Raw genomic sequence first — 11191 nt, forward strand, 5'->3', positions numbered from 1 at the left:
GCTCACGAAGCAAAATCGTCTCCGTTACCGCCCATTGGGATTTTTGAGATTGGGTTCAAATCAATTATCAGGTTTTTTCATGAAAGTATCCATTAAACTCCCCGAACAGCAAAGCAGAGACTACGACATCACGATCGACTCACTGCCCGAAATCACCCTCGAAGGCAAAGCGGCGATCATCACCAATCCGAAGATTTCCGGCCTGCACCTGCAGCGGGTGCTCGAAAGGGTGAAAGCGGCGGAACTCTACGTCGTGACGATTCCGGACGGAGAATACTACAAGACGATGGAGACGATCGAGTCGATCCTCGAAAACCTCTTCAACCATCGCCTCGACAGAAAATCGACGCTGATCGCCTTCGGCGGCGGCGTGATCGGCGACATGACGGGATTTGCCGCGAGTATTTTCCAGCGGGGCATCGACTTTATCCAGATTCCCACGACGCTTCTGTCGCAGGTGGATGCCAGTGTGGGAGGAAAAACCGGGATCAACAACCGTTTCGGCAAGAATCTCGTCGGGGCTTTCCATCAGCCCAGAGCCGTCTATATCGACACCTACTGGCTGAAGACCCTGCCGGCCAGGGAGTTCGCCGCAGGCGTGGCGGAGATCGTCAAGATGGCGGTGATGTTCGACGAAGCCTTTTTCGAATGGCTCGAGACCCACGATCTGCACGACGAGGCCAATCTCAAAGAGGCGATCAGGCGCTCGGTGGAGCTGAAGGCGAAAGTGGTCAACGAGGACGAGAAGGAGAAGGGTGTGCGCGCCGTGCTCAACTACGGCCATACTTTCGGTCATGTCATCGAAAACTTCAGCGGTTACGGCAGCTATCTTCACGGCGAGGCTGTAGCCCTGGGGATGATCATGGCCAACGCGCTGGCCATGGCCCACGGACTTTTCAGCGAAGAGGAGGCGGAGCGGGTGAAAAAGCTCCTCGAACGTTACGGCCTGCCCACCGAATACACCATCGATTCGGCCGAAGAGTTCTACGACCAGTTCTTCCTGGACAAAAAGAGCCACGACAACAAGATCACCTTCATCGTTCCCGAAAGGATCGGCCACTACAGAATGCTCGTCGATCCTGAGAAAGAGAAGGTGATCGAAGTCCTCGAAACTTTCGAAAAGGATCGCTGAAGTGCGGTTGAAACTCTTTCTGCTTCTTTTTGTCGCACTCGTTTCCCATGGGGAGATGAATCGTACGAAACAGAGTGTGCCTGTGGCGGTACAGGAGGCCTCTAAATCGCTCAAAGAGATCGACGCCCTGAAAAAGAAAGAGGAGGAGGCTAGAAGAAAAGAGGCGAAGATCCGGCAGCTCAAGAGCTCTCTGGCACAGATCAACCGCCGCCTCAACGAGGAGAGCGTCTGGCAGAAGATCTACGCGAACCATCTGACCTACACCCAGATCGAATCGAAAATCAAGGATCTCGACCGAAAGATCGCAAAGTACAAAAAAGCGGGCGCCAGGAGATACCGCTCCAAAATCAGGGAGCTCGAAAACAGCAAAGCCCAGTTGCTGGAGCGTCTGAATCTGCTCAAGGATTATCGCCAGAATCCCTTCAAAACGCTCATCCGGCCCAAAAAGATCACGGAAATCCCCACCGTGACCAATCCGGTGGCGATCGTCAACGCCTTCTCCTACATCAAACAGCTGGGCGAGCATCTCTCCCGTTTCGAACACGAAATCCGCAACCTCGAACTCTTCACGGGGATGCTGGAGCAGAAAGAGGGCATTCTCAAAGAGCTCGCGGAGCTCAGACCCGACGATGCGGAAGTCAAGAAAGCGCTCGCCCAGACACGGAAAGAGCTGAAAGAGGCGCAGGATGCCCTGAGCCTCCATCAGACGGCGCTGGTCGTCTACAAGAAGCGGGTGGACGAGATCAAGCTGCGACTCACCGGTCAGATCAAGGAGCAGGCGAAAAAGGCGGGAAGCATAGGCATCACGATCCTCGTACTGCTGCTGCTGGTCATTCTGATAAAGTGGCTCGTCAAACGGACGGTCACCGACAACGAACGCTTCTATATGGCCAACAAGATCATCAACTTCTCTTTCGTCTTCATCGTCGTGATGATCCTGCTCTTCGCTTACATCGAAAACGTCTCCTATCTCGTGACGGTTCTCGGTTTCGCATCCGCGGGTATCGCGATCGCGATGAAAGACTGGTTCATGAGCATTCTGGGTTGGCTGGTCATCGTCCTGGGCGGCTCGATCCACGCGGGTGACAGGATACGGGTGGACAAGGACGGGATGAGATATGTGGGCGACGTCCTGGATATCTCGCTTTTCCGTATCACGATCCTGGAGGATATCACGCTCACTTCCTATATGCACAATCGCCGTGCCGGACGGATCATCTTCATCCCCAACAACTTCATCTTCACCAACATGATCGCCAACTACTCCCATGCGACGCTCAAGACGGTCTGGGATGGTATCGATTTTACGATCACGTTCAACTCCAACCACAAAAAGGCGCAGCATATCGCCAAGGAGACGGCGAAAAAGTATGCCAAGGGCTACACCGACATCACGAGAAAGCAACTCAACCGTCTGAGGGCGAAATACAGTCTGAAAAACACGAACGTCGAGCCCAGGGTCTACTCTTTTATCGAAGAAAATGGTATAAGGATCAGTGTATGGTACCTGACCAACGCCTATGCGACGCTGACGCTGCGCAGTACCATTTCAGCGGAAATTCTCGATCTGATCAAAGAGGAGGACGATATCGTCATAGCCTATCCTTCACAGCACATCTATCTCGACCGGGCCAAGGGAAAGCCGACGCTGCCCGATCTGTCCGAAGGCGGTGAACCCGTATGAAAAAGGTCTATTTCAAGACGTTCGGCTGCCGTACCAACCAGTTCGACACCCAGGTGATGATGTCGAGACTCGGCTCCTACAAACTCGCCTCCAGCGAGGAGGAGGCCGACATCATCGTCGTCAACTCCTGTACCGTCACCAACGGTGCCGACAGCGGGGTGCGGGGATATATCAACCAGGTTCACCGTCTCTACGGGGACAGACGCATACTGCTGACCGGATGCGGTGCCCATACGAAAGGGGAGTCGCTTTTTGAAACCGGCAAAGTTCACGGCGTTTTCGGCCACAGCGAAAAAGAGAGGGTGACGAAATTTCTCGGCAGCGACGAGCGGTTTTACGAGATCGGCGATCTGAAGCATGTCGACACGACGGTGGTGGAGCAGTTCGTCGGCAAGTCCCGCGCTTTCATCAAGATCCAGGAGGGGTGCAGTTTCCGGTGCAGCTACTGCATCATCCCCTATGTACGTGGCAACGCCAGAAGCCTCGACGAAGAGCAGATCCTCGAACAGGTGCGCCGACTGGCGGCCAACGGATTCGGGGAGTTCATCCTCACGGGGACCAACGTGGGAAGCTACGGCATCGACCGGGGAAGCTCCATCGCGAAACTGCTTGGGCGCATGAGCCTCATACGCGGGGTCAGACGCATACGCATCGGTTCTTTGGAACCGGTGCAGATCACCGAAGAGTTCAAGGAGTTGCTGGACGAACCCTGGATGGCGAAGCATCTGCACATCGCCCTGCAGCACACTTCCGACAGAATGCTGAAGATCATGAACCGGCGCAACCGTTACCCCGAGGATCTGGAGCTTTTCGAAGAGATCGCAGGACACGGCTACGCCATCGGAACCGACTTCATCGTCGGCCATCCGGGCGAGGACGAAGCGGCGTGGGAAGAGGCGATCGGGCGTATCGAGAAGCTGCCTCTTACCCATATCCACGCCTTCACCTACTCCAAAAGAGACGGCACGCCCAGCGCCGTGATGAAACCGCAGATCCCGGGCAATGTCGCCAAAGCCCGTCACAGGGAGCTGACCACGCTCGTCAAGAAGAAAAACCTGGCGTTTCGGCGCGGGCTGAAAGCGCCGCTGGATATTCTCGTCGAGAGCGAGAAAGAGGGACGATATATCGGTCTGGACCAGTACTTCAACAAAGTCGCCATTGCGAGCGACCGCGATCTCAGAGGCGAATGGATCCGGCTGGAGAGTTTCGAAGCGGGGGAGGAGATGAACCGTGGAAATTTCTAAAAAGAACCGGATCATTCTCGCAGTCTCTGCACTGCTTGTCGTGGCGGTCCTGGCGGTGGCCTATTTCCGTGACCGCTCGAAGGTGATCGATGCCCAGACGGCCGAGAATCTGATCCGCAACTCCCTCGTGACCGACGCCGTCATCGAAGGACCCTATCTCTATTTCCGAAGCGGAGGCACACTCTACAAGGTACCCAAGGACGCCGTCGATCTCAAAGAGGTCTACAACGCCACGGCCGTGAAGATCGTCGAGCCAAACCCCTACCTCGCCGATATCTTCACGGTACTGATCCTGGCACTTCTGGTGGCCTATCTGCTCCGGTGGGCGAAGAAGAACAGGGAGCTGAAAGAGCAGCAGCTGAGCGAGCAGATCCAGCTGGCCAGCGAGCTGCAGAAACCGGCCGACATCCAGCCGATCATCTCCAACATCACCTTCAACGACGTGGCCGGCATCGACGATGTGAAAGAGGAGCTGGAGGAGATCATCGATTTTCTAAAACATCCGAAAAAATATCTCAATTTCGGTATTCGCATGCCCCGTGGCGTTCTGCTCGTGGGACCTCCCGGTGTCGGAAAGACACTGATCGCCAAAGCCGTCGCCGGAGAGGCGGGCGTGCCTTTCTTCTACCAAAGCGGTGCATCTTTCGTACAGATCTACGTGGGTATGGGAGCCAAACGGGTCCGGGAACTCTTCAAGCGGGCCAAGGCGATGGCGCCGGCCATCGTCTTCATCGACGAGATCGACGCGGTGGGCAAGGCCCGGGGCGGTATGCGCAACGACGAGCGGGAAGCGACGCTCAACCAGCTTCTTACCGAGATGGACGGTTTCGAGGACAGCAGCGGCATCATCGTCATCGCCGCCACCAACAAGATCGAAATGCTCGACGACGCGCTGCTTCGGCCGGGACGGTTCGACAGGAGGGTTTTCGTCTCGCTGCCCAACAAGGAGGAGCGCAAGTCGATCCTGAAGATCTACCTGGCCAACAAACCCCACTACGTCGATCTCGACGAAATCGCGGAGATGACGGTGGGATTCAGCGGTGCGGCTCTCTCCTCATTGGTCAACGAAGCGGCGATCCACGCCCTGAAAAACGGCAAGAAGATCATCGAGATCGAGGATTTCCAGGCCGTCAAGGACAAGGTGCTGCTGGGAAAACGGAAGATCCTTACCTACAGCGACGAGGAGAAGCGAATCCAGGCGGTCTATCAGGCCGCCAAGGCGGTCGCCGCCTACTGGCTCGACGTCCATTTTACGAAGATCGGTCTTTTGAGCGACCATTTCCAACATTCGGAAAAGGAGATCGTCTCCAAAACGGAGATGCTCAACCGTATCAAAGTCTATCTAGCGGGCGATACGATGATGCATCACCACTTCCACGAACACTTCACCAACGCCGCCCACGATCTCAAAGAGGCGAGGCTGCTGGCCCAGGAGATGGTCGAACACTACGGGATGGGGGATCGTTTCGGTTTCGATCCGACGGATGTGGAGAAGATCCTCGAAGAGGCCAGACTCGATGTGGAGGGTTTCATCGGCCGGATGGAGCGTGGGATTCTGAGCCTGGCCGACGAGATCGTCAGACGGGAGATCGTGACGAAAGAGGATGTCAAAGAGATTCTCCATGACATTTTTTAGCGGCTTTTCGCTGCGGAACGAAGCTGCGCTTTTCGAGGAGTATCTGGGAGAGTGGCGTCAGAACCCCTATGTCGTCGCAGGTTTCAGTTATGGGGCCATCAAAGCGGCGGAGTATGTAAGCCATACCCGAAAGAGGGTGGACAGGCTTCTTCTTCTCTCGCCCGCCTATTTCCTCGGTCGTCCGAAAGCTTTCAAAAAGGCCCAGAAGATCCATTACAGAAAAGATCCGGAAGCCTATCTCGAAACGTTTCTGAAAAACGCGGCCTTCCCTTCCTCTTTGGATCTCAAACCCTTTCTGGGGCCCTCATCCTTCGAGGATCTGGAGAGTCTGCTCGACTATCCCTGGCCCGACACTCTCTTTGAAACGCTGGACGAAAAAGGTGTGAAAGTGGAGACCTTTCTGGGAGGGCGCGACCGTATCGTCGACGCATCCGCGGCCCACGACTTTTTCAGGAGGCATACCACCTCCTATCTTTTCAAGCCCTTTGGGCATCTTCTCCGCTGAAAACGATGAAAGTGTAGCGATAGGGAGATTTTTCGGTACCGAGTACGATCGTGTCGCCATCCTTTATCTCGATACGTTCGAGTTGGGAGTCGGCTCCGATCCGCGCTTCGTTGACGCCGCTTCCGCATTTGCTTCCGTCGTCGATCAGATAGTAGTGTCCATCCTCTTCGTCGATCTGCATATGGTCTCTGGATATCTGCAGTCTCTCGCCGAAATCGATCAGGTAGATGTCGTTGGTGGGAACGCTTTTTATGCCGTGTTTGAAACGTTCTTTGACGACGATGTGGCCGTGTTCGTCTATCTCTACACGGGACTCCCGCCCGATGCGAAAGGGAAACTTCCATATCGGAATCATGTCGTCGAACATGTTTTTGACCGGTATGGCCGCCGCCGCTTCGTCCGTCTGAGCGAGCAGCACGGCTTTGGGCAGAAACTGCTTTTTGATCTTCTCTTTGTCGATGTTTTCCGGCATGTTGTACTCCGTTTTGTTTGATTCTATCAACGAATCACTTATATTATGATCAATATAGGGCAAAAAGAGTGAAACGGGGCCGACGACCCGTGCCGATTTTGGTAAAATAGATAAAAAAGAGGATAGTCAATGGATAGGATAAAAGTGGGTGTCGTAACGGCGAGCGATCGGGCGAGTGCGGGTATCTACGACGATATTTCGGGTGTCGCCATCATGGATACGCTCAAAGAGTATCTGCGCAACGAGATCGAGTTTCTCTATCGCTGTATTCCGGACGAACAGGCCAGAATCGAAGAGGCTCTCAGGGAACTGGCCTACGATGAAGAGTGCGATCTGATCGTCACCACCGGCGGGACGGGTCCCGCACCCCGTGACGTGACACCGGAAGCGACCGAAGCGGTCTGCCAGAAGATGATGCCGGGATTCGGAGAGCTGATGCGGCAGGTGAGCCTGCAGTACGTGCCGACGGCGATACTCAGCCGCCAGACGGCGGGTATCTGCCACAAGAGCCTGATCATCAATCTGCCCGGCAAACCCAAATCGATCAGAGAGTGTCTCGATGCCGTCTTTCCGGCGGTTCCCTACTGCGTCGATCTGATCGGCGGCCGCTATATGGTCACCGACGAGAGCGTCATCAAAGCCTTTCGGCCGAAAGGCAAATAGGGATAGCAGAACAGGGAGCGGGATGAACCACACCATCCTCTGCCCGCAATTCACTACCCGTACATCATCATGGCCAAGAAAAAGAAAAAACTGATCAAATACAACCAGACCATCCGGAAGATTTTCGGCGGAGAGGGATTCGACGAAGGGATCACCCGCGTGCCGCTGGACAACCTGATCGAGATGGCGATGATTCTTTCGCTCAAAGAGCAGCATCTGACGAAAGCCGATCTCGTGCGCGCCTTCCGGCGTCTGTGGTCCAACGGCGATACGGCGGACAGGGCGCTGATCACGGAGTATCTCAAATCTCTGGACACCACCTTCAAATCCGACAAAACGGTGACCGGCAACGAAGAGAGACTGGCGAAGATCGACGAAATCCTGTCCCAAATCGAACACACGCCCGCGGAAGAGGTGGCGATCAGGGAGCAGTTCGAAGAGGTACGCCTCAAGAAGATCACCCCCAAACGGATCGCCAAAGCGCTGCTGAAGATGCGCAACGCGCAGAAGCGTTCGAAACTGGAGGAGAAATTCGACGGGGCTTTCGACGAGAGCGGCCGTTTCGTCTTTTTCCACTCCTTTCCTTTCGAGATCTTCGAAGAGAAGTTCCACAAGATCGTCCAGGTCTCCTGCACCCCGTTCGACGACGAGGAGATCATGCACCTCGCCGAATCCGAACTCGACGCGCGTCTGCAGGCGTGCAAGGATGAGGCGGTCGGGAAGAAGGAGCGGGAGATCGCCCTCTTTCTGGAAAAGGCCTCGAGACCGAACCGCTATCTAAACAGGGAGCAGATCCTCCAGAGTATCAAACGGATGCCCGAAACGTGCGATTTTCTGTTTGCGCCGGTGCCGGAAGAGTATCTGCGGCGCATACTTTTTGAAATGTACGAGATCGCCGATGCCGAGTTCCTTTCGGAGACGATCCGGCTCTATAGAAGAAACGAAAAATCTCTCTTCGGCCGGGAGGAGTGGCGTGTGAGCTACCGGCTGGTTCTGGAGGTCGAAAAGAGATGGCTCTACCAGTCGATCTGGGAGAACGCGCCACTGCCCATCGACGAGGATTTCGAAAGCAGGCGGATCGAGGTGGAGACGCAGTTCGATGCGGAGCTGGCGGCGCTCAGAGACGCGCTCGTCACGGAGGCCGAAGGGCTCGACCTCAAAAGAGAGGAGATCGAGACGATCATCGCCCATGCGGTGATCGACGCGATCTCCCGCAAGGAGATCCTGGAAATCCCCTACAAGACGCTCAAAACGATCAACCGTCATTTCGCCCGTCAGATCGAGGGACTCAGGCTCAAAAAGCAGCGGGAAGAGCTGCTGGCACGTACGATCCGGGATTTCAAAAACCTCTTTCCCCTGGCGCGGGAGCTCGGCAGAAAGCTCGTCTTTCACGTGGGGCCCACCAACAGCGGAAAGACCTACGCCGCGATGGAGCGTCTCAAAGCCGCCGATACAGGATACTACCTGGCGCCGTTGAGACTGCTGGCGCTGGAGGGGTACGAAACCCTCAAGCAGGCGGGGATTCCCGCTACGCTGGTGACGGGGGAGGAGCAGATCGTCGACGAGGAGGCGGCCCATGTCAGTTCGACGATCGAGATGGCCAATTTCCAGATCGACGTGGATGTCTGCGTCATCGACGAGGTCCAGATGATCGCCGATCCCGACAGGGGCTGGGCCTGGGCCAACGCCATCATCGGCATCCCCGCCAAAACGGTGATCATGACCGGCAGCGAAGATGCCCTCGAAGCGGTGAAGGAGCTGGCGGAGTGGCTGGACGAGGAGCTGGAGGTGGTGCGTTTCGAGCGCAAGGCCCCGCTGATCCTCAACCATCAGCCCACATCCCTCAAAAGGCTCGAACCCTCCTCGGCGATCGTCGCCTTTTCCAGGCGGGACGTGCTGGCTCTGAGGGAGCAGCTCTCGGGCCGCTACGACGTTTCGGTGGTATACGGCAATCTCAGTCCCGAAGTGCGCAGGGAGGAGGCGCGCCGCTTCAGGGAAGGGGAGTCGCAGATACTGGTGGCCACCGACGCCATCGCCATGGGACTCAATCTGCCGATCAAGACGATTCTCTTCGCCAGGGATTCCAAGTTCGACGGCCAGAGCAGACGCCTGCTGACCCCTTCGGAGATCCGTCAGATCGCGGGCAGGGCGGGGCGCTACGGCCTTCACGAGGAGGGTTTCGTGGGGGCGCTCACCGGTCCGGTGCTCCAGACGGTGACGGAGCTGATCGACGAACCGGCACCGCCCATCAGGGGCCCCTACCGGGTCATGGCCAACTTCGAGCATATCGAGCTGGTCTCCAAAATCATCGAAACCGAAAGCCTTTCGGAGATACTCGGCTTTTTCGTCAAACATATGCAGTTCGACGGCCCCTTCGTCGCCGCCAATATCGAGAACATGCTCGAAATCGCCAAGATGGTCGATCTCTACAGACTCGATCTAAAAAGCAAATACCATCTGGCCTGTGCGCCGCTGAGCCTGGGATCGCCCTATCTGGAGAGCGTCTTCCACCGCTATCTGATCGCGCTGGAGCGGAGTGAACCGATCCCCTTCCAGATGCCCCGGGATCTGCCGGCCGTGGCCCAGACGTCGGACATGCTCTTCGAGGCCGAGGAGATGGTCAAGGAGGTCTCTCTCTACCTGTGGCTCTCCTACCGCTTCCCCGACGCTTTCGTCGATACCGAAAAGGCACTGGAAGCCAGAGAGATCCTCAACGGTTTCATCGAACGCTCCCTGCGCAAGGGGGTCTTCGCCAGAGCCTGCAAACGGTGCGGCAAACCGCTGCCGCCCAACTTCCGCTTCGGCATATGCCAGGAGTGTTTCAGAGGAGGACGGCAGATCCGGCGGCATGCGAAACAGTGAATATCTACCTCGGTGCCCATCCGGGATTGAAAGAGGGTGCCGGGGAGGTGAGAGGAGAACTCTGCCGCATCACGGATTCCCGACGGCTTTTTTTGCGGTGCTGGACCGGTACGAAGGGAGCGAATACCGCCGAAATGGTGAAAGAGGCCGTTACCTGGGATGGTGAACGAATCGAGGCTTGGGTCTATCTCTATCTGCCGCCGGTTCGTGAAGGGCGGATCATAGAAACGGGAGATTACGCCCGTTTCAGAGGAGTCCGAAAAATCTGAGGGCCTCCTCCTCTTCGGATGAGAGGTCCGTGGGATCGATCTCGCCTTTTTCGATCCGTTCTTTCAGCGTCTCGGTAATGAATCGGCGTGCCTTGACGCGGGCCTCTTCGATATCGTCGATGAAAGCCGATCCGTTGAAGCTGTAGGGGCGTTCGTTCTCTACACACAAAACGGTGCCTTCGACACTCTTTTCCAGATATTCCGCCACTTCTCTGTAGTTGATGCCAAATTCGCAACTGTACCAGATCAGATCCTCGAGCCCCTTGTCGGCGAATTCGGCGATACCGTCGGCCGTCGTGTCCTGGTAGGCGGCGAAGGGTGCGTTGGCTGCCAGCATCTCCTGCCAGGCCCGGCCCGCGTAGATGGAGACTCTCTCCCCTTCGTCTTTCACTTCGTAGTTGTCTCCGAGGATTTTGGCCAGGGGGGTCGGTGGCGTCAGGGCGGTGCCGACCAGAGATTTCGGCGTGCCCACGAAAACGTAGGGCTGTGCCGGCAGCTCATCGGGTGTGCCGAAAAGGATTTCCCCCTCCGCCGTGAGGGCCATCGGTTTTTGGGCGTTTATGGCGTTGAGAAACGCCTTTTTGTCGATCTCGACATGCTCTTTCATCAGGTTTTTGAATTTCACGAAAAGTCCTCGCTTTTTTTTCCTCCCATTGTAATGAAAAAAGCCGCGTAGCGACCTTTCCAAAACTTTTAACTTTTCGTTTTTAACTTTTCACTTATT

At 56.1% G+C, this 11191-nt stretch carries 10 protein-coding genes; 8 read left to right on the top strand and 2 right to left on the bottom strand.

Features of this window, described 5'->3' with window-relative positions; translation table 11 throughout:
- Positions 1-79: 79 nt before the first annotated feature.
- From aroB to bioV, 5 genes are read left to right on the top strand one after another with little or no spacing between them, the layout of a single operon-like run.
- Positions 80-1132: a 3-dehydroquinate synthase gene (aroB, locus tag Q1K23_RS02780; RefSeq protein WP_300362094.1), complete on the top strand. Its 1053-nt coding sequence runs from the start codon at positions 80-82 to the stop codon at positions 1130-1132.
- Position 1133: 1 nt separating this feature from the next.
- Positions 1134-2816, top strand: coding sequence for a mechanosensitive ion channel domain-containing protein (locus Q1K23_RS02785; protein ID WP_300362096.1), 1683 nt, complete (start codon positions 1134-1136; stop codon positions 2814-2816).
- Positions 2813-4060, top strand: a complete 1248-nt coding sequence (gene mtaB / locus Q1K23_RS02790; protein ID WP_300362098.1) for a tRNA (N(6)-L-threonylcarbamoyladenosine(37)-C(2))-methylthiotransferase MtaB — start codon at positions 2813-2815, stop codon at positions 4058-4060. The genes Q1K23_RS02785 and mtaB overlap by 4 nt, the downstream gene beginning before the upstream one ends.
- The gene (locus Q1K23_RS02795) at positions 4047-5696 is read left to right on the top strand and encodes an AAA family ATPase (RefSeq protein ID WP_300362100.1); all 1650 of its coding nucleotides are present in this window, start codon (positions 4047-4049) and stop codon (positions 5694-5696) included. The genes mtaB and Q1K23_RS02795 overlap by 14 nt, the downstream gene beginning before the upstream one ends.
- Positions 5683-6201: a pimelyl-ACP methyl ester esterase BioV gene (gene bioV / locus Q1K23_RS02800; protein WP_300362102.1), complete on the top strand. Its 519-nt coding sequence runs from the start codon at positions 5683-5685 to the stop codon at positions 6199-6201. Before Q1K23_RS02795 ends, bioV begins: the two co-directional genes overlap by 14 nt.
- Here the strand turns inward: bioV and Q1K23_RS02805 are convergent.
- Positions 6173-6673, bottom strand: coding sequence for an FHA domain-containing protein (locus tag Q1K23_RS02805; RefSeq protein ID WP_300362105.1), 501 nt, complete (start codon positions 6671-6673; stop codon positions 6173-6175). The genes bioV and Q1K23_RS02805 overlap by 29 nt on opposite strands.
- A 129-nt stretch (positions 6674-6802) precedes the next feature.
- Here Q1K23_RS02805 and mog point away from each other — a divergent pair, with 129 nt between their 5' ends.
- The 3 genes from mog to Q1K23_RS02820 all read left to right on the top strand — a co-directional run bounded on the left by mog (position 6803) and on the right by Q1K23_RS02820 (position 10467).
- A complete protein-coding gene (gene mog / locus Q1K23_RS02810; protein ID WP_300362108.1) occupies positions 6803-7336 on the top strand; it encodes a molybdopterin adenylyltransferase in 534 nt (177 codons plus the stop codon).
- 69 nt (positions 7337-7405) lie between these two features.
- Entirely contained in the window at positions 7406-10198 is a 2793-nt protein-coding gene (locus Q1K23_RS02815; RefSeq protein ID WP_300362111.1) for an SUV3 C-terminal domain-containing protein, read from the top strand.
- Complete coding sequence (locus Q1K23_RS02820) at positions 10195-10467, top strand: gamma-glutamylcyclotransferase (RefSeq protein ID WP_300362114.1); 273 nt, start codon at positions 10195-10197, stop codon at positions 10465-10467. The genes Q1K23_RS02815 and Q1K23_RS02820 overlap by 4 nt, the downstream gene beginning before the upstream one ends.
- On the opposite strand, the gene Q1K23_RS02825 is transcribed toward Q1K23_RS02820, so the two are convergent.
- Positions 10445-11092 (bottom strand): hypothetical protein, encoded by a 648-nt coding sequence (locus tag Q1K23_RS02825; RefSeq protein WP_300362116.1) that lies wholly within the window; start codon positions 11090-11092, stop codon positions 10445-10447. The two genes, Q1K23_RS02820 and Q1K23_RS02825, sit on opposite strands and share 23 nt — an antisense overlap.
- Positions 11093-11191 lie beyond the last annotated feature (99 nt).

Source organism: Hydrogenimonas sp. (assembly GCF_029933015.1).
In the GTDB taxonomy this organism is placed as follows: domain Bacteria; phylum Campylobacterota; class Campylobacteria; order Campylobacterales; family Hydrogenimonadaceae; genus Hydrogenimonas.